The following is a 17,684-nucleotide window of genomic DNA, read 5'->3' as shown; positions in this document are numbered from 1 at the left end:
GGCACGGCCGAGCCAAGCGGCGGCACAGACCGTCACGCGGACGGAGGCCCGGTCGGTGGCTTGAGGCTGTCCCTTATGGCTTTCGCTTCCCGGACCAGTGACGACCAATTCGATCCGAGCAGCGCGATCAACTCCAGCGCCTGCGCCTCGGTAATGCCGGTCTCTTCCAGAAGCTTCTGGACAAGGCCACGTTTTGGTTCGAGCGCCAATGGGCAACCCCCAACGAGCTATCCTAACTATATCATTTGATATTGGTTCCACTCTATCCCTTTGATTTTTAATAGGGCGCTGTCGCTGAATTGAGCCCTTCGCGCCGATGTGCGGTTTGCACACTCCAGGCCGATGCCAACTTCGCCCGAAGCCTCTCAAGGCACCTGCCTTGCTCCGGCCTGTCATCCGCCAAAAATACCGGCAGGCTATTTTCGAATGCACTGCAGCAATGCTATTGACCGCCCATGCTTTACGTTGAGATCGCCGTCGTTGCCGTCCTCATCCTGGTGAACGGCCTTTTGGCAATGTCGGAGCTTGCCATCGTCTCGTCGCGGCCGGCCCGGCTCAAGGCGATGATCGACCGCAACGTCCGGGGCGCCGGACGCGCGCTGGCGTTGGGCTCGAATCCCGGCAAGTTCCTGTCTTCGGTGCAGATCGGCATTACGCTCGTCGGCGTCCTCTCGGGCGCGTTCTCGGGCGCCACGCTCGGTGAAAGGCTGGCGCAATATCTGGCCTCCACCGGCATCCGCGAAAACATTGCCGACCCCGTCGGCGTCGGCATCGTCGTCGCCGTCATCACCTATGCCTCTCTGATCGTCGGCGAACTGGTGCCGAAGCAGATCGCCTTGCGCGATCCCGAGCGGGTCGCGGTTCGAGCCGCGCCCGCAATGACCATCCTCGCCACCGTCTCGGCGCCGCTGGTCTTCCTGCTCGACCTCTCCGGCCGCGCCGTGCTGTGGCTGCTCGGCCAGGCCGGCGAAGCGGAAGAGAAGGTCACCGACGAGGAGATCAAGATGCTGGTCGCAGAGGCCGAGCATCACGGCACCATCGAATCCGACGAGCGTCGCATGATCGCCGGCGTCATGCGCCTCGGCGACCGCGCCGTGCGCGCGGTGATGACGCCGCGCACGGAGGTCGACTGGCTCAACCTGCAATCCGACGAGACGGTGACCCGAAAGCTCTTGATGGAAACGCAGCACTCGCGATTGCCCGTCGGCGACGGCAATGTCGACGCCATGGTCGGTGTCATCCAGACGCGCGACGTGCTGGCCGCCCTTCTGGCCGGCAGGGTCTTGGATCCGCGCCAGCACGTGCGCGCCGCACCTATCGTGCATGACCAGGCCGACGCGCTCGACGTGCTCCAGAAGCTCAGGGAATCGGACGTGCCGATGGCGCTGGTCCATGACGAGTATGGCCATTTCGAAGGCATCGTCACGCCGGCCGACATCCTGGAAGCGATCACCGGCGTGTTCCGCTCCGACCTCGAGGCCGGCGAAGAGGAAAATGCCGTCAAGCGCGATGACGGCTCATGGCTGCTCGCCGGCTACATGCAGGCCGACGAGATGGCGGAGGTGCTGGGCATCGACCTGCCCGAGAACCGCGACTACGAGACCGTGGCCGGCTATGTGCTGTCGCACCTCCACCATCTGCCGACGACAGGCGAGTGCGTCGACGCGCAAGGCTGGCGGTTCGAGGTCGTCGACCTCGACGGGCGCCGCATCGACAAGCTGATCGCCACCCGCCTGCCCGACGGGCATCGGCCCGTGGCGCGCTGAGCGGAACTTTGATCGCCTGCTTGCAGTTTCAGGACATGGGGAAAGATCCATGGCCGAAGACAAGCAAGAACGCGACGCGCGACTGAAGGCGGAGAAGGAATTCCGGGTCCGGTTTCTCGTGCAGGAAACCGGGATCACCGAGGCCCAGGCCCGCGACCTCGTCGACATGATCGGCATCGACGCCAGTTCGCTGCTTCGCGAGGCGCGGCTGCTGAAGAAGAAATAGGTGGATTTCACCCTGCGCAAATTGACTCGTAACGGTCACATTTCGAGCGTAACCTTCATTCGTCGTCCGTACCGAATAGAGGCAAGCGGACGCTTGAAAGCGGCTATCATGCTTTCGCCCCTGTCAAGGGAGGGCAAGCATGCCAGCATGCGGTGTGGCGGATTCCGCCGAGCTCGACATTCTCACAAAAGCCTTGAACGACTACTGCGCAAGGCACCACATCGCCGACAAGGATGGTCGCGAACGAATCGCGATCAGGATCATGATTCTTTTCGGCCGTGGCATTTCCGACCTTGTCCAGTTGTCGGTGGAGCTTGAACGCGGTTCCGTTTGATTGGCCCCGGCTAGGGCGTGCACCGACTATCGATTGCCAACGTTAGCTGCCAAGGGCGAAGCTAACCACGTGTTGCCCTGGGCGGCCAAGCCGCAGGGCAAGGTCCGGCCCGCAAATCCCGTGTCACCGTGATAAGCGGCCGGACCGCCCGGGTTCCGCGCTGTCCAGGTCGCCAGGCAATCCGACACGGGCTGGCGAGGCAATTGCAGGGGGCATGCGTGAGAACCGTCGGCGGCCGCAGCAACTGTGGGGAGGCCTCGGTTTTGGTGGCTCGCTGAGCTGGGCTGACGACCGCTATTCCGTCCATGGCGAGCTGCTGGCGCGCACCAGCTTGGAGGATTTCGGCGACAGTCGTTCCTTCTGCGGCTCGGTCGGCTTCAGCGCGAAGTGGTAGGCTGGCGACAATAGGTCGAAAAAGGCAACCAGCGGTCGCTGGAAACTTTCCGACGCGTATAGGAATTTAATCCTTGGATGGGACGATTCTCGCAGGAGATCGCGGTGGTTCGGCGCAACAAGGCAAAGCAATTATCGGAGTCGGAGCTTGAGCGGTTCATGAGGGCGGCGGGAGAGCTGCATCGCAGTATCGTGGCGCCGTTGATATCGACGCAGTGCGATCACTACCGCTCCATGCAAACCCTGCACGAGGCATTGCTGAAAGCAGTGAAGGACATCACCGGCAAGGACGCTGCTTTTATCCGCTGGTTTGGGGCGGGGTCGCAGTAAACTGCATCGCCCGCAGCACTTGCGCGCCTCTCAATGCGCGTCCGGCGGCGGCGCCTTCGGCATCACGTTGCGCAGGAACGGCACCAGCGCCGTGGCGATGACGAAGGCCACCATGATCACCAGGAACGCGTCGGCATAGGCCATGGTGGAAGCCTCGCGATAGGTGAGTTGCCAGAGCTGCTTCAGCGAAGCGGCGTGGCCGTCATCGATGGCGCCGGGCAACTGGCCGTAGCGATGCGCGACGTTGTCGAGGAGGCGCATGGCCGCCTCGTTCTGCGGCGTCAGATGCGAAGCGATCGTCAGGAAATGGAAATTGGTGCGGTTGTTGAGGATCGCGCCGCAGATGGCGATGCCGACCGCGCCTCCGAGATTGCGCATGGTGTTGAACAGGCCGCTGGCATATTTCAGCCGTTCCGGCGGCAGGCTGCCCAGCCCGAGATTGACGCTGGGCGCGACGGCGAAGACCTGCGGGAAGCCGCGAAAGATCTGCGGCAGGAGAAGCTCGGCTGAGCCCCACTGGCTGGTGATGGCGCTGAAGCTCCACATCGATGCGCCGAAGGAGGCCAGCCCGAACATCATCAGCCAGCGCGTGTCGAAGCGCTTGGCAAGGAAGATGTAGACCGGAACGCCCACCATCGAGGCGACGCCGGTGGAGAACACCGCGAGCCCCGTCTCGAACGCGTTGTAGCCGCGCACATAGCCGAGAAACAGCGGCGTCAGATAGATCGTGGCGAAGATGCCGATACCGGTGATGAAGGAGAGAAAACAGCCAATGGCGAAATTGCGGTTGCCGAAGGCGCGGAAATCGACCACCGGCTGCGCATAGGTCAGGCTGCGGACGACGAACAGGATGAGCGTGACCACGGCGACGACGGCGCCATTGCGGATGGTGGCGTCGTCGAACCAGTTCCAGCGCGAGCCTTCCTCCAGCACATATTCCGCCGTGCCGAGGCTGACCGCCATCAGCGCCATGCCGATATAGTCCGCGCCCTTCAGCAACGACAGATCGCCCTTGTCGATCTTGACCAGCAGCGCAACGAGGACGGTGATGACCACCCCGGGGACGACATTGACGTAGAACAGCCAATGCCAGTTCAAGGTGTCGGTGATCCAGCCGCCGATGACGGGCCCTAGCGTCGGCGCGATCGAGGCAATGCTGCCGACGACGGCGGCGGCATAGACGCGCCTCGGGCCCTGGAAATAATGGAAGGACGAGGTGAACACCGTCGGGATCATCGAGGCGCCGAGCAACCCCTGCAGCGCGCGGAACACGATCATGCTTTCGATGTTCCAGGCGAAGCCGCACAGCATGCTGGCAAAAGTGAAACCGGCGGCCGAGATGGTGAAGAGCCACCTGGTCGAGAAGACGCGTGTGAGCCAGCCCGACAGCGGGATGACGATGATCTCCGCCACCAGATATGAGGTCTGCACCCAGCCGATCTGGTCCTGCGCGGCCGACAGGCCGCCGCCGATGTCCTGCAGCGAGGACGCGACGATCTGGATGTCGAGCAGCGCGATGAACATCCCCACGCACATCACCATGAACGGCAGGATGCTGGCGAGGAAGGATTGCGGGGCGGCCGGCGCTGACATGGCGCCCTCAGCGCGATCCGGTATCGACGGTGACGACAGTGGACAGGCCGGGCCGCAACGCGACCTTGCCCGCCTGGTCGGCATCGATCGCGATTCTCACCGGCACACGCTGAACGATCTTGGTGAAATTGCCCGTCGCGTTCTGCGGCGGGATGACGCTGAAGATCGCCCCCGTTGCCGGCCCCAGGCTGGTCACATGGCCCTTGAGCGGCCGGTCGGGCGCGATATCGGCATAGACCGTCGCGGCCTGGCCGTCGGCCATCGCCCGCAACTGGTCTTCCTTGAAATTGGCGTCGACCCACAGGCCCGAGGCAGGCACGATGGTCAGCAGGTAGCTGCCCGGCGAGACATAGGTGCCGACCTGCGCCAGCCTGTTGCCGACGATGCCCTCGATCGGCGAGCGGATTTCCGTGAAGCCGAGGTCGAGCTGCGCAGTGTCGAGATCCGCCTTGGCGGCCGCGACTTCCGCGGTCGCTTCCGAAATCTGGGTGTCGAGGACGTCGAGTTGCTGCCTCGATGCCGCAAGCGCCGCCCGCGCGGCGACGACGGATGCCTGCGCCTGGCCATCGGCCGCGGCGCTCTTTTGCGCATCCTGCTGCGAGCCGGTCCTGGCGCTGGCAAGCACCGCGTAGCGCTTGGCGTCCTGCGCGGTGAACGCCGCGGCGGCGCTCTTGGCCTCGAGATCGGCGCTGGCCTGCTCGATCAGCGAGTTCTGCAGCGATATCTGGGCACGCAGATTGTCGAGCGCCGACTGCTTCTGCTGCACCGATGCCTGCGCGCGTTCCAGCGCCGCCTTGAACGGCCTGTCGTCGATGCGGATGATCGGTTGGCCGGCGCTGACGTGCTGATTGTCCCCGACGAGCACCTGGTCGATATGGCCGGCTACGCGTGGCGCCAGCGGCGTGACATTGCCGCCGACATAGGCATCGTCGGTCGTCACCATGAAGCGGTTGGCCTGCCACCACTTGGCGCCATACCATCCAGCGGCAGCGATCGCGATCAGCGCGGCGCCGAGCAGCAGCGGCTTGCGCCGCTTCCTCGCAGGCTTCGGGGCTTCAACGACGGAGGCCTGCAGTTCAGCCGGGGAAAGAGCCTTGTTCATCTGCTTCCCGCCTCTTCCTGGCCCAGCGCGTTCTCGACGAGCGGCAGGCCCGAGCCCTCGCTGCTGAAGCGGTAGCGCTGCCGCATGCGCTCGCTGGCCCTCGGTCCGGTGGCCAGGGTGAAGCCACCGCTGTCGAGTTCCCTGCCGGTCTCCTTGTCGACCAGGACGGGATCGGCCCAGCGCCCGTCAGCCGTGTCCACCACAACGAGGCTCGGGCCTTCCGGCGCCAGATGCCGGTTGCCCCAGGCCAACAGGGTAAGCAGCACCGGCCGGAAATCGCGAGCCTTGGCCGTCAGCACATATTCATGGCGAAGCGGCCGCTCGCAGTAGGCGCGCTTCTCGAACAGCCCGCGCTCGACCAGGCTGTTCAGCCGCCGCGTCAGGATGTTGGGCGCGATATCGAGGCTCTTCTGGAACTGGTCGAAGCGTGTGAGGCCCTGAAATGCGTCGCGCAGCAAAAGGATGCTCCACCACTCGCCGACCTCGTCGAGGCTGCGTGCGATGGGGCATGGGCGCGTTTCGAAGCTCGTCCTGGCAACCATTCTCGTAGCTCACTTTCAATATGCAAGTCACAAATAGCCGAGTTGATTGCATAATGCAAGTCACTCTGCGCGCGACTTTGGAATCGGCCGACACGAAGTCGTGAGCGGCGCCTCCTGGGCTGCCGGATAGAAGCGCGAGATTCTATCGCGTCGAGGTAAGCGGAGAGAAGGTCAGGCCGCCCGTATGGTGCAGGCGATGGTGCGGTTCCTGGCGATCAAAAATGGCGCGCAGTGTCTGCTGGCGGTTTGGCTATTCTCGGACGAAGGTGTCGAGGCTGGTGCCAAAGGCACGCCAGGTTCCGACCTGCTTGCGGGACGCGATTTCGCCCTCCTTGCCGGTGATGGTGCTGCCCGCCACCGTCAGCCACATCGTCTCCAGCTTGCCGTCCCGCAATATGCCGGTGTAACTCACGGCGGCCGGGCCCGCCGCGCCCTCGCCGGCGGCCGTTACTCCAATCACATCGCCATGCGCCATGCCGAATATCGGCACCGCCTGTCCATAGAAGCTGCTGTCTTCGAGCGCCGTGCGGAACGTGCCTTCGATCCGGCCGCCGTCCTCGCCGGTGATGTGAAGGACAGATCCATATTGATTACGCCATATGCCGAGCCAAGGCATTCCGCTCCTCCACGACTATACCGTCTTCGTCTTCGGCGGATTGGAGCCTGCATCTAACGCGTCATTCCGGGCGGTCAAGTGACCGTCAAAACGGGCCGGGACCAAGCCAGGCACGCAGCTTGGGTTCCCGCAAATTGAAAAAGGGGCGGCGCGGGCGCCGCCCCTTCTCACTGGGAGGACAAACTCGACCGACCGCTCAGGCGGCCTGCGCTTCGCCGGCGATCGCGTCGGCGGCACGCGCCGCCTTCAGCACCTTCGCCCACCAGGCGACGTCGTTGATCAGAGCGGCGGCGGCCTGGTTCAGATGCTCGATGTCCTCGAGCTTCTTCTCGCCCTGGCGCACCGCAAGGAAATCGCCCCAGGCGATGTGGACGGCCGACTTGACCGGCGCCATCTGCAACTCGACGGCGATCAGGCGGAGCTGTTCGACCGCGCGTGCGCCGCCCACCGAGCCATAGCCGACAAAGCCGGCCGGCTTCTTGTTCCATTCATTGGCTGCGTAATCGATGGCGTTCTTCAAGACACCGGTCGGAGCGTGATTGTATTCGGCGGCGGTGAAGATGAAACCGTCGAACTCGGCAATCTTCTTCTGCCAGCGCTGCGCCACTTCGTTCTGCGACGGCGCCCAAGCGGAGGAAGCGACTTCGTCGAAGAAGGGCAGCGGCCAATCGCGCAGATCGACGATCTCGACGTCGATATCGGCATGGGTCTTGGCGATCTTGGCGATCCACTGCGTCGGCGCGTCGGCGAAGCGGGCGGCGCGCGTCGAACCGACGATAATGGCGATTTTTGGCTTGGACATAAGGGGCTCTCCTTGCGGGAATTTCTGGTATCGTTTGGATACCGGCGCTATATGTGATACTGACAAATCAGCGCGCAAGGGGGCACGTTTATGTTACCGAGGCACCCGCATATCACCGAAGACTGCCGAGCCGTGTCGGAAATCCTGCAACGGGTCGGCGACAAATGGACCGTGCTCGTGGTCGGCAAGCTGGGCGACGGCGCGCTGCGCTTCAACGAATTGCGCGCCGCCGTGGGCGGCATTTCGCAAAAGATGCTGACCACCACCTTGCGCGGCCTGGAACGCGACGGGTTCGTGACGCGAAAAGTGTTTCCGACCATCCCGCCACGTGTCGATTACGAGCTGACCGAGCTCGGCCACGAGCTGCTGGTGCCGGTCGGCGCGCTCGGCGAATGGGCGCGCAAGAACACCAATCGGGTCCGCGAGGCGCGGGCGAGATTCGACAGCCAGCAGGCTTGAAACCCTTGTAGTTCAAAGGTTTCTGAACCATTGGATGACCCGTGCGGCCCGGCACCGGACCTATCGTACCTTCCCGGCTTTGATCGGATTTGCCGCGGCTCCGCAGCCAGCCTCGCAGGTGTCTGCGTGCATCCGTCTCGATAAGGATGACTGTCTTCAGCCGGCCACCGATCAGGCGCTTACAGCGGTAGTGTTGCAGCACACCGTCGAGCAGTTCTCCTGCTGCGCGGCCTTCTTGTCGATCGCCTTGTGGTCCCTCACGCAGGCGACGCGTGGAAGGTCTCTCCTGACCTCCACATAGGCCGTTATTCCGAGCAGGCAGACCAGCGCGATAAGGGCTGCCACGAGCCAGCCGTTCAGCATGTGTTGACGCATTGTTTTCCCCCTCGCGACCTCAAAATGGGGCGCGAAGGCAACCATTGGATGTCGCGAAGCGCATGTCCCGCGCGAGCGTTGTTACAAAGCGCAAGCTGCCGGAGAATCGGAGACCTGTCAGCTCTCGGCCGGAACCGGCTTCGGCTTGCCTTCGCCGTCGAGCGCCACCATGACGAAATCGGCATGGGTGACCTTTTCCATCAGGTCGGAAAGGTAGCGCTGCGCCCAGGCCTCGACCTTGAGCACCATGGAGGTGCGGCCGACTCGCTCGACATGGGTGTAGATGCAGAGCGTGTCGCCGATCTTCATCGGCTTGGCGAAGGACATCTCCTTGACCGCGGCGGTGACCACGCGCCCCTTGGCGCGCTCGGCGGCGCGGATGCCGCAGGCAAGGTCCATCTGCGCCATAACCCAGCCGCCGAAGATGTCGCCGGCCGCATTTGCGTCGGAGGGCATGGCGAGCGTCCTTAAAGTGAGATCGCCAAGCGGTTTTCCGTCCGCGTAATGCACCATGAGGAAACCCCTTCAGCCGCTGCTTTCCTGAACCCGTACCAATGCGGTTGCGATGTCGCAAGCTTTGCTGAAAGCGAAAACCACGCCGCCAGAGCAGTCGCTTTTTTCACAAGCGATGCCGGAAGGTCCGGCGACGACGTGAACCGGCAATGTCTAGGCTAGGCCGCGAATTTCGGAGCGTGCCCGCCCATCATGCAGACTTATGACTTCATCATCGTCGGCTCCGGCTCGGCCGGTTCGGTCGTGGCCGACAAATTGTCGGCTTCCGGCCGCTTCTCGGTGCTGGTGCTGGAGGCCGGCGGGACCGATCGGCGCTTCTACGTCCAGATGCCGCTCGGCTACGGCAAGACCTTCTTCGACCCGGCCGTCAACTGGAACTACAAGGCCGAGCCGGACCCCGGCTTAGCGGGCAATGCCGACCACTGGCCGCGCGGCAAGCTGCTCGGCGGCTCGAGCTCGATCAACGCCATGGTCTTCATCCGCGGCGCGCGCGAGGATTTTGACGCCTGGGCCGCCGCCGGCAATCCGGGCTGGAGCTATGACGACCTGCTGCCCTCCTTCAAGGCGATGGAGGACAATGCAGCCGGCGCCGATCGATGGCGCGGTGTCGGCGGACCGCTGCATATCACCGATTGTTCGCGCGCTGTGCACCCGCTGACCAAGCGCTATCTGGCGGCCGCCGAGCAGGCCGGCCTGCCCTTCAATCCGGACTTCAACGGCGCTTCCCAGGAAGGCGTCGGCGTGTACCAGATCACGACCAAGAACGGCCGCCGCATGTCGGCCGCCCGCGCCTTCCTGCGGCCGGCGATGAAACGCGGCAACGTTCGCGTCGAGACCAACGCGCTGGCGACAAGAATCCTGTTCGAGGGCAAGCGCGCCGTCGGCGTCGAATACGAACAGAACGGCGAGAAGAAAACGGCCCGCGCCGGCCGCGAGGTGATCCTTTCGGGCGGCTCGATCAACTCGCCGCAGTTGCTGCAGCTGTCCGGCGTCGGCCCCTCGGCGTTGCTTGGCAATCTCGGCATCCCGGTGGTCCACGCCAACGACAATGTCGGCGCCAATCTGCAGGACCATGTCGGCATCAACTACACGTTCAAGGGCAAGCTGCCGACGCTGAACCAGATCCTGCGACCCTGGTGGGGCAAGCTTCTGGTCGGCATGCAATACATCCTCTTGCGCTCCGGTCCGCTGTCGCTGTCGATGAACAATGCCGGCGGCTTCTTCCGCACCGACGCCTCGATGACGCGGCCAAACATGCAGCTCTATTTCCAGGCCTTCTCGACCGTCATCCCGAAGAACGGCGAGCGTCCGATCCTGACGCCCGACCCCTGGCCGGGCTTCTCGATCGGCCTGTCCAACTGCCGCCCGTCCAGCCGCGGCGAGATCATGATCCGCTCGAGCAACCCGCGCGACTATCCGAGGATCACGGCCAACGCCTATTCGACCAATGCCGATGTCGACGAAATGCTGGCGGCGGTGAAGTTCGTGCGCAAGATCGCCGCGATGCCGGCCATGGCCGAGATCATCGAGGAAGAGGTTCTGCCTGGACCGTCGATACAATCCGACGCCGACCTGATCCAGGATTTCAGGAAACGCTCGGGCACCGTCTATCACCCCGTCTCGACCTGCCGCATGGGGCCGGACGTGTCGCGCGCCGTCGTCGACCCACGGCTGAAAGTGCATGGGCTGGACGGCCTGCGCGTCATCGACGCCTCGATTTTTCCCGACAACATCACGGGCAACACCAACGCCGCCTCCATCCTGACCGGATGGAAAGGCGCCGACTTGGTTCTGGAGGATCACACATGAAAATCACCGACGTGAAGACCTGGGTTGTCGGCAACCCGCCGCCCGGCATCGGTGGCAAGTATTTCATCTTCGTCAAGCTCACCACCGACGGCGGCGTGGTCGGCTACGGCGAAGCCTACAACGCCACCTTCTCGGCGCATGTCACCGCGAAGATGATCGAGGACATGGCCGAGCGCTATCTCGTCGGACGCGACCCGCACGACATCGAAAACCTGTTCCGCCGCATCTATTCCTCCGGCTTCACGCAACGCCCCGACGTCTCCGGCATGGGCTGCTTTTCCGCGCTGGAAATGGCCTGCTGGGACATCATCGGCAAGGAGGCCGGCAAACCGGTCTACAAGCTGCTCGGCGGCCAGGTGCACGAGACGCTGCGCTCCTACACCTATCTCTACCCGCACACCGGCAGCGTTCACTCCGAGGATGCCCGTGGCAAGAACGTCTACAACGACCCCGACATGGCCGCCGCCTGCGCGCTCGAATATGTCGAGCAGGGCTTCAACGCCGTGAAGCTCGACCCTGCCGGCCCCTATACCGCCTATGATGGCCACCAGCCGCGCTTGATCGACATCGACCTTTCGGCGCGCATGATCAAGGCGATCCGTGAGGCTGTCGGCACCAGGGCCGACATCCTGTTCGGCACGCACGGCCAGTTCACCGCATCCGGCGCGCTGCGCCTGGCGCGCGCCATCGAGCCTTACGATCCTCTGTGGTTCGAGGAGCCGGTGCCGCCGGATATGCCCGAGGTGATGGCGCAGGTCGCACGCGGCACCTCGATCCCGATCGCCACCGGCGAGCGGCTGACCACGAAGTTCGAATTCGCCCGCGTCATCGAAAACCGCGCCGCGACCATCCTGCAGCCGGATCTCGGCCGCTCCGGCGGCATCCTCGAGACCAAGAAGATCGCCGCCATGGCCGAGGCCTATCACATCCAGGTCGCGCCGCATTGCTATTGCGGCCCAATCGTCGGCGCCGCCAACATCCAGCTTGCCGTCACGCTGCCCAACTTCCTCATCCTGGAATCGCTGAAGCAGTGGGACGGTTTCCATGCCACCCTGCTCAAGAAGAAGATCGAATGGCAGGACGGCAACGTCATTCCGTCGAAGGAGCCCGGCCTCGGCGTCGAGCTCGACGAGGCAGTCTGCGACGCGCACCCCTACAGCGGCAAGGACCTGCATCTGCAGATGATGCAGACGCCGCTGATGCCGTGACCCTCGCTTACGCCTTCATCGGCCTTGGCCATCTCGGCGGCAACCTTGCCGCCAGCCTGTTGCGCAACGGCTTCGCCGTCACCGTGGTCGACCGCGATCCGGCGGCGGTCGAGCGCCTCGTCGCGCTAGGCGCCACGGCGGCGGCGAGCCCAGCCAAGGCCGCGGCCCGCGCCGGCAATGCGATCACCTGCCTACCCTCGCCAAAGGTCAGCGAAGCGGTGCTGGCCGGCCCAGACGGATTGCTCCAGGGCCTGCCCAAGGGCGGCACCTGGATCGAAATGTCGACCAATGGCCGCGACGAGATTGTGCGGCTCGCCGCACTTGCGTCGGCAAAAGGCATCGAGACGCTCGAATGCCCGGTCACTGGCGGCGTGCATCTGGCCGCGGTTGGCAAGATCACCGCCCTCGTCGGAGGCGACGCCGCGCTCTACGAATGGCACCGGCCGGCGATCGAAGCGATGTGCGCAAAATCCTTCCTGATGGGCCCGATCGGCTCGGCGGCGGTGATCAAGGTGATCACCAACATGCTGGCCTTCATCCATCTGGTCGCCGCCGGCGAAGCGCTGATGCTCGCCAAGCAAGGGGGTCTCGACCTTGCTCAGGCCTACCACGCCATCGTCGCCTCCTCCGGCAACAGCTTCGTCCACGAGACCGAAAGCCAGCTCATCCTGAACGGCTCCTACGACATCGGCTTCACCATGGACCTGGCGCTGAAGGATCTCGGCTTCGCGCTTGCCATGGGCCGGGATTGCGGCGCGCCGCTCGATCTGGCGACACGCGTCAACGCGATCTTCGAGGAAGGCAAGCGTGCCTATGGCGGCAACGCTTGGTCGACGCAGATCGTCAAGCTGCTCGAGGATGCGGTCGGCACCGAGCTTCGCGCGCCGGGCTTTCCGGCCAGGCTCGAACTGTAATCCGACAAAAATTTAGCCAGCTGTTTCAATCGCCTGACAGCACCGGCTGAATCAAACCGTCAGCCAGTTGATTCAACCTCTCAAGGTTAGCGCGCCGGGCAGGATTTCGAATGTCGCCGGAATCCGGCCTGGCGACTCCCCGTCTATGTCGACCAGCGCGCCATTCTTCTCGGCATCGCCCAGAGGCTCGACCAGCACCTTGCGGCCACGCAGGATGGTGATGGCCGGATGGTTGCGGTGGCGTCCGCCATAGAGCAGGCGGATGTCCCTTATCAGCCCGAGCTTGCCGGCGGCGCGCAGGATGACGATGTCGAACTGACCATCGGCGAGCTCGGCATCCGGCGCGATCATCATGCCGCCGCCGAAGAATTTGCCGTTGGCCACCGCCACCAGCGCCATGCGCACCTCGACCGGCTCGCCGTCGTCGATGGTGATCCGGACATCCTGGAAGCGATAGCGGACGAACTCCAGCACCGTGCGCCAGAAGAACAGCGTCTTGGCCGACACCCTGCCCTTGCGCTTGTCGGCATTGACGGCGCGATCGGTGGCGCCGGACAGGCCGAGGCTGGCGATGTTGATGAAATGGCGGCTGGCCAACGCGCCATGATCGTCGATATAGCAGACGCGCCCGGCGTCGATTTTCCGGCTCTTGGCATCCGCGATTTGCTTGACCGAGGCGCCTATGCCGCGCGGCAGGCCAAGCCCGCGCGCGAAGTCGATGCCGGTGCCGCAGGGCAGAAGTCCAAGCGCGCTTTCATGACCGATCTCGTCCTGCGCCTGCAGCAGCCCATCGGCCACCTCGCTGGCGGTGCCGTCGCCGCCGGCCGCGATCACCAGCTCGCATCCGTTGGCGGCGAGGTCGATCGCCAGCCGCTCGGCGTCGCCGCTGGCTTGCGTCTCGCGCAGGTCGAAATCGCCGAAATTCGCTTTGAGCGATGCCGCCGCCTCCGCCCAGTGCCGCTTGAGACTGCCGCCTCCGGCAATCGGATTGAGAACCACCCCGACCTTCAATCCGACCTCCCCCGAGGCACATCGCGCAAATGCGCGGCAGAGTCCGCGCTGGAGCCCAAACTCTTTTGCCGACATTCAAACGCGGACGGGTCGGCGGAGCAAGCCTCCAACATCCAAGGTCGCTAAAAAAGCAGGGCAGGCTGTCTAAGGGGTTCGGCCAGCGAATTCCGAGGCTTTTGCCGTTGGTCCCCGATAATCCCGCTATCCACAGGCGTGCCGGCATTCCCCAAACCGCTTACCCGACGTACATTCAACCCATCTCAGGCGGCCACTGAACGCCCCAGCCGAAAGGCAAAAGCGCAAGGCGGATTTCCTGAGGCCCGTACGGCCCAGAACGAGAGCAGGTTCGCCTGTTGGAGGGACGGATGCCGAGACCTACGGGTGCCGCGGAAAGCGTGCCAACGCCGACGGCGGACCGATGCTGCCATGAAGGCCGGGAAAAACCTTCGATGGCACGCTGGGCGAAGCCCGCAAGGGTGGAGATCGGCGTGGTCTGGAACGGGCGCTGCCCTCGGGTGGCGACTGGCAGGACCGTCAAAATCAAGGCTGGCCTGGCGCGACGACTTTACGGAAGTTGCTGCCTTAACCGGTTCTGATCTGACAGGGAGGCGCTGGGAGAAATCCCAGCGCCGACTGTCTTTTTGGGACGGCCAGGCCTGCCTGAGGCATTTCGGTCACAGTCGCTGCCTGAGCAACCTTCGCAACCGCCCCGTCATCCACATTTCACAATCGCGGCCAAATCCCGCCTTGTTCAGCGCGGATTGATGCAAGTGGAATGGGTAGCGATTTCGAAGGGACAAGACCGTGATCAAGACCGCCCTTGTCGCCATGACCATCGTCGGCTGCGACTGCGATGCGAAGCTGTGCGAATATATCGGCGAGACGCCGGCCAAATGGGCGACGATCGCCGACTGCGAGGCGGCGATGAAGAGCCAGATGCTGCACCAGCGCAATTTCAACTATCCGCTGGTTTCAGGCATCTGCCGCGTCAAGGGCTCGGCCTCTTCCTCCGAGCTTGCCGCGAAAGCCTCCAGGCCGGATCTGAAGCCCAGGAACCGCGTGGTCGAAACCATCGCCCCGCTGCCGCCCGAGCTCGACCATCGCCCAAGCGTTCCGGTCGGCGGAACGGTGACGGCCAGCGAAACCGAAGCCGCGAAGCCGGTCGCCTTCGATGGATCGGTCGATGGCGGCCGCGCCATGCTTTACCGCACCAAGGCCGGCTATGCCGTGGTCAAGACCGATCTCAGCCGCGCCGCCGGCGCGACCGTGGACGCGGCGAAGCGCTCGGCAAGCTGGCTGGCCGGTCTGACCGGGCTGTAAGTCCGTCCCAGGCGCGTTGAGATTCAGGTCAGGCCGGCCTCACCTGAATATCGAAACGCCTTACAGCTTGATCTTGAGAGTCTCCCAGAACTTGTCGATCAACGGCTGTTCCGTCGCATTGTCCTGATCGCCGATGCGCGTGATGAAGAGCAGCCCCTGATCGGCCGTGCCGAAGCCGACAATCTCGAAATCCGCGCTGTCGGTACGCGTCTTGACGGTGGCCTTGAGGCCGGTCAGTTCCTTGCCGTCGGCGAGCTTGCGGGTCGTCGGCTGCTGCGTCAGTTGCCCGCCCGCCTGGACCGTTTCCTTCGTCATCTCCTGCAGCATCAGCTGGTTGAGCGAGACCGGGTTCATCTTGTCGTATTTCTGCACCACGACGAGGGTGCCCAGCGCCGAAGCCATGAGATATTGGGCGATGCCGTCGCCGAGATCGGTCTTGGTGACAGAATAATTGCTCGGATGGACGAAGGAGAACGTGCCGCCGGAGAAGGTGGCGAAGTCGTTGTGCTCGAGCCTCACCTTGCTGGTCTTGCCGCCTGGAAGCGTCACGTCGATATCCTCGCCCGGATCGATGTCGACCGTCACGCCGTCGATGGTCAGCTTGAAGGCCTTCGGGTCCTCGGCACGGGCAAGCCCGGCGCATAGCATGATCGCGACGAATGCCGCAGCCGCCAGTCTCAGTCGCATGTCCTGTCCTCTCCGCGCGGTTCCGACGTAGCGCTTATCATTTTTTGATGGCGGTTGGCGTGGGTCACTTTGCAAATCATCTGGTTGATCACGTCCCCGCGATGCGGAAAGATAGCGGCCTTTCTGAAATGGGGGGCATTTCGATGACCTTGGCTGTTCGCGCCGCACTGTGTCTTGTCTCTGTGTTGGCCTCGGCGACGGCCGGCGCGCAGGCTACCGATCCGAATGATGATCGCGTGACCATATTCGCCCCGGGCGATCCGGAAATGGCAGCCGCGACAAAGCAGGCGCTTTCCAGCCTCGACGAGTTCCTCGCGCTCGCCGATAGCCCTCCGGCCGGCACATCGCGCTTCAAGCTGAAGGTGAAGGTAAAGGACGGCAACATCACCGAGCATTTCTGGGTTGTGCCCTTCCGCCGCACCGAAGCCGGATTTGTCGGAATCCTGTCGAACCAGCCCGCAGAGGTGCATAACGTAGTGCTCGGCCAGAACATCGAATTCACCAGGGATGACATTTCCGACTGGGGCTACACCAGGAACGGCCATCAGGTCGGCAGCTTCACCGTCTGCGTGATGTTCAAAAGGATGTCGAAGGCGGAGGCCGACGACTTGCGCACCAAGTACGGCTTCGACTGCTGAGCTTAACCAGCCGCCTCGTCTTTCGCGCCGATCTTGCGCACCAGCGCCGCCGTCGCCAGCATAGCGCCGAGATCGGCGATCATCGGCGCGACGTGCCTGTTGTAGTCGATCGGTTCCGAAATATCCGGCAGCTCGAAGAAGTTCTTCGAGCGCGGCATCAACAGAAAGCCGTCGCTGCCGCTGAGCGCCACCCTGGCCTGGTCGTAGGGCCATGTCTCGCGCAGCCAGGTCAGCGCCTGCGCTAGGCGGCCGGTGACCAACGGCCGTGCCGCCTCGACATTGTCGGTGCGAAATTCATAGGTGGCATCCAAGTCCTCGACCCCGGACGACAGCTCCTGCATCTTCGAGGCGAACATGCCGCGAAAGAAGTGCGTCACCTTGCCGGCCTTGCGCGCCGCAACCAGCGTTCCCGGGAACGGCTCGATGGTCTCGAAGGCGACGATGACGCCCTTGAAAGCGGTCGTCTCGCTCTTGCCGGAGCCTTCCCAGAGTTTCGCCTCGTAGAGCTCGAACGGAAAATCCTCGTAGCGTCCGGAAATGATGTCGTCGAAGCTCTGCCGGCTGAAGGCGGCGACCGTTTCGCGCGGCATCCTGTCGAAGGAGTTCGGCCGCATGCCGTGCTGGTAGCGCACGTCGCGCACGAAGCCGAAGATCATCGGCAAAAGCGTATCGCGGAAGGACTGCTGCAGCCGGGTCGCCGGCCGCAGCGCCTGGAAATAGAGCAGCACTGCGACGACCATGCCGCCGAGATAGAGAAAGACATGCGGTGTCGAGAGCCATTGCTCGTGGGGGTCGGCAACAGCGTTGAACAGCCAGGCTATCACCGCGACGAAGACGACGACCAGGCCGACGAACACCGGCACCCGCCAGCGGACCTGTCTCTGAACCGACGCCCGTTTCGCCTCATACTCCTCGATGCCGCGCCTGATGCCTGCGATCACCGCCTCGCTGGGCATGAAATCCGCTGCTTCCATGGCCACCCCCGGCCGCCGCTGAGATCGGCTTATGATAACGGCTTTTGCGCGAAAGTCGCCTGTGCCTACGGC

At 63.8% G+C, this 17,684-nt stretch carries 22 protein-coding genes; 11 read left to right on the top strand and 11 right to left on the bottom strand.

Annotated elements, in window-relative coordinates:
• Positions 1–32: 32 nt before the first annotated feature.
• Positions 33–209 carry a hypothetical protein gene (locus tag DPM35_RS32380; RefSeq protein ID WP_181591966.1) on the bottom strand — a complete coding sequence of 59 codons (177 nt, stop codon included), beginning with the start codon at positions 207–209 and terminating at the stop codon, positions 33–35.
• A 246-nt stretch (positions 210–455) separates the two neighbouring features.
• Between DPM35_RS32380 and DPM35_RS08575 the strand changes: the two genes are divergently transcribed.
• From DPM35_RS08575 to DPM35_RS08560, 5 genes are all read left to right on the top strand, one after another.
• Positions 456–1,766 carry a hemolysin family protein gene (locus DPM35_RS08575; RefSeq protein WP_112126828.1) on the top strand — a complete coding sequence of 437 codons (1,311 nt, stop codon included), beginning with the start codon at positions 456–458 and terminating at the stop codon, positions 1,764–1,766.
• A gap of 49 nt (positions 1,767–1,815) precedes the next feature.
• Positions 1,816–1,992 carry a hypothetical protein gene (locus DPM35_RS32375; protein WP_181591982.1) on the top strand — a complete coding sequence of 59 codons (177 nt, stop codon included), beginning with the start codon at positions 1,816–1,818 and terminating at the stop codon, positions 1,990–1,992.
• Between the two features lie 154 nt (positions 1,993–2,146).
• Complete coding sequence (locus DPM35_RS08570) at positions 2,147–2,326, top strand: hypothetical protein (protein ID WP_146767928.1); 180 nt, start codon at positions 2,147–2,149, stop codon at positions 2,324–2,326.
• Positions 2,327–2,540: 214 nt separating this feature from the next.
• Entirely contained in the window at positions 2,541–2,720 is a 180-nt protein-coding gene (locus DPM35_RS08565; protein ID WP_112126826.1) for a hypothetical protein, read from the top strand.
• 77 nt (positions 2,721–2,797) lie between these two features.
• The gene (locus DPM35_RS08560; RefSeq protein WP_112126825.1) at positions 2,798–3,049 is read left to right on the top strand and encodes a hypothetical protein; all 252 of its coding nucleotides are present in this window, start codon (positions 2,798–2,800) and stop codon (positions 3,047–3,049) included.
• A 30-nt stretch (positions 3,050–3,079) separates the two neighbouring features.
• Here the strand turns inward: DPM35_RS08560 and DPM35_RS08555 are convergent, their stop codons facing one another.
• The 5 genes from DPM35_RS08555 to DPM35_RS08535 form a co-directional block, all read right to left on the bottom strand.
• Positions 3,080–4,642 carry a DHA2 family efflux MFS transporter permease subunit gene (locus DPM35_RS08555; protein ID WP_112126824.1) on the bottom strand — a complete coding sequence of 521 codons (1,563 nt, stop codon included), beginning with the start codon at positions 4,640–4,642 and terminating at the stop codon, positions 3,080–3,082.
• 7 nt (positions 4,643–4,649) lie between these two features.
• Positions 4,650–5,744: an HlyD family secretion protein gene (locus DPM35_RS08550; protein ID WP_112126823.1), complete on the bottom strand. Its 1,095-nt coding sequence runs from the start codon at positions 5,742–5,744 to the stop codon at positions 4,650–4,652.
• Entirely contained in the window at positions 5,741–6,286 is a 546-nt protein-coding gene (locus DPM35_RS08545) for a winged helix-turn-helix transcriptional regulator (protein ID WP_112126822.1), read from the bottom strand. Before DPM35_RS08545 ends, DPM35_RS08550 begins: the two co-directional genes overlap by 4 nt.
• 250 nt (positions 6,287–6,536) lie before the next feature.
• Positions 6,537–6,902, bottom strand: a complete 366-nt coding sequence (locus DPM35_RS08540; protein WP_112126821.1) for an avidin/streptavidin family protein — start codon at positions 6,900–6,902, stop codon at positions 6,537–6,539.
• Between the two features lie 196 nt (positions 6,903–7,098).
• The gene (locus DPM35_RS08535; RefSeq protein WP_112126820.1) at positions 7,099–7,704 is read right to left on the bottom strand and encodes an NADPH-dependent FMN reductase; all 606 of its coding nucleotides are present in this window, start codon (positions 7,702–7,704) and stop codon (positions 7,099–7,101) included.
• A gap of 90 nt (positions 7,705–7,794) precedes the next feature.
• On the opposite strand from DPM35_RS08535, the gene DPM35_RS08530 reads away from it, so the two are divergent.
• Positions 7,795–8,163, top strand: a complete 369-nt coding sequence (locus tag DPM35_RS08530; protein ID WP_112126819.1) for a winged helix-turn-helix transcriptional regulator — start codon at positions 7,795–7,797, stop codon at positions 8,161–8,163.
• A 171-nt stretch (positions 8,164–8,334) separates the two neighbouring features.
• Here the strand turns inward: DPM35_RS08530 and DPM35_RS08525 are convergent, their stop codons facing one another.
• Together DPM35_RS08525 and DPM35_RS08520 are read right to left on the bottom strand one after the other, a co-directional pair.
• Entirely contained in the window at positions 8,335–8,538 is a 204-nt protein-coding gene (locus DPM35_RS08525) for a hypothetical protein (protein ID WP_112127115.1), read from the bottom strand.
• A 117-nt stretch (positions 8,539–8,655) separates the two neighbouring features.
• Positions 8,656–9,051 (bottom strand): acyl-CoA thioesterase, encoded by a 396-nt coding sequence (locus DPM35_RS08520; RefSeq protein WP_042646168.1) that lies wholly within the window; start codon positions 9,049–9,051, stop codon positions 8,656–8,658.
• 192 nt (positions 9,052–9,243) lie between these two features.
• Here DPM35_RS08520 and DPM35_RS08515 point away from each other — a divergent pair, with 192 nt between their 5' ends.
• The 3 genes from DPM35_RS08515 to DPM35_RS08505 are packed head-to-tail and all read left to right on the top strand — an operon-like array spanning position 9,244 to position 12,982.
• On the top strand, positions 9,244–10,860 hold the full coding sequence (locus tag DPM35_RS08515) for a GMC family oxidoreductase (RefSeq protein WP_112126818.1): 1,617 nt from the start codon (positions 9,244–9,246) through the stop codon (positions 10,858–10,860).
• The gene (locus tag DPM35_RS08510; protein ID WP_112126817.1) at positions 10,857–12,068 is read left to right on the top strand and encodes a mandelate racemase/muconate lactonizing enzyme family protein; all 1,212 of its coding nucleotides are present in this window, start codon (positions 10,857–10,859) and stop codon (positions 12,066–12,068) included. The genes DPM35_RS08515 and DPM35_RS08510 overlap by 4 nt, the downstream gene beginning before the upstream one ends.
• Complete coding sequence (locus DPM35_RS08505; RefSeq protein ID WP_112126816.1) at positions 12,065–12,982, top strand: NAD(P)-dependent oxidoreductase; 918 nt, start codon at positions 12,065–12,067, stop codon at positions 12,980–12,982. Before DPM35_RS08510 ends, DPM35_RS08505 begins: the two co-directional genes overlap by 4 nt.
• Before the next feature lie 72 nt (positions 12,983–13,054).
• Here DPM35_RS08505 and DPM35_RS08500 read toward each other — a convergent pair whose 3' ends face one another.
• The gene (locus DPM35_RS08500) at positions 13,055–13,993 is read right to left on the bottom strand and encodes a diacylglycerol/lipid kinase family protein (RefSeq protein ID WP_112126815.1); all 939 of its coding nucleotides are present in this window, start codon (positions 13,991–13,993) and stop codon (positions 13,055–13,057) included.
• Between the two features lie 804 nt (positions 13,994–14,797).
• Between DPM35_RS08500 and DPM35_RS08495 the strand changes: the two genes are divergently transcribed.
• The gene (locus tag DPM35_RS08495) at positions 14,798–15,313 is read left to right on the top strand and encodes a hypothetical protein (protein ID WP_112126814.1); all 516 of its coding nucleotides are present in this window, start codon (positions 14,798–14,800) and stop codon (positions 15,311–15,313) included.
• A 60-nt stretch (positions 15,314–15,373) separates the two neighbouring features.
• On the opposite strand, the gene DPM35_RS08490 is transcribed toward DPM35_RS08495, so the two are convergent.
• On the bottom strand, positions 15,374–16,000 hold the full coding sequence (locus DPM35_RS08490; protein ID WP_112126813.1) for a hypothetical protein: 627 nt from the start codon (positions 15,998–16,000) through the stop codon (positions 15,374–15,376).
• Between the two features lie 236 nt (positions 16,001–16,236).
• On the opposite strand from DPM35_RS08490, the gene DPM35_RS08485 reads away from it, so the two are divergent.
• Positions 16,237–16,638: a YegJ family protein gene (locus DPM35_RS08485; RefSeq protein ID WP_245431474.1), complete on the top strand. Its 402-nt coding sequence runs from the start codon at positions 16,237–16,239 to the stop codon at positions 16,636–16,638.
• Between the two features lie 2 nt (positions 16,639–16,640).
• On the opposite strand, the gene DPM35_RS08480 is transcribed toward DPM35_RS08485, so the two are convergent.
• Entirely contained in the window at positions 16,641–17,612 is a 972-nt protein-coding gene (locus tag DPM35_RS08480; protein WP_112126811.1) for a DUF3137 domain-containing protein, read from the bottom strand.
• Positions 17,613–17,684: the final 72 nt, after the last annotated feature.

This window comes from Mesorhizobium atlanticum (assembly GCF_003289965.1).
In the GTDB taxonomy this organism is placed as follows: Bacteria; Pseudomonadota; Alphaproteobacteria; order Rhizobiales; family Rhizobiaceae; genus Mesorhizobium; species Mesorhizobium atlanticum.
The sequence above is the reverse complement of the archived record's forward strand: the minus strand, read 5'-3'. Positions and strand labels throughout refer to the sequence as shown.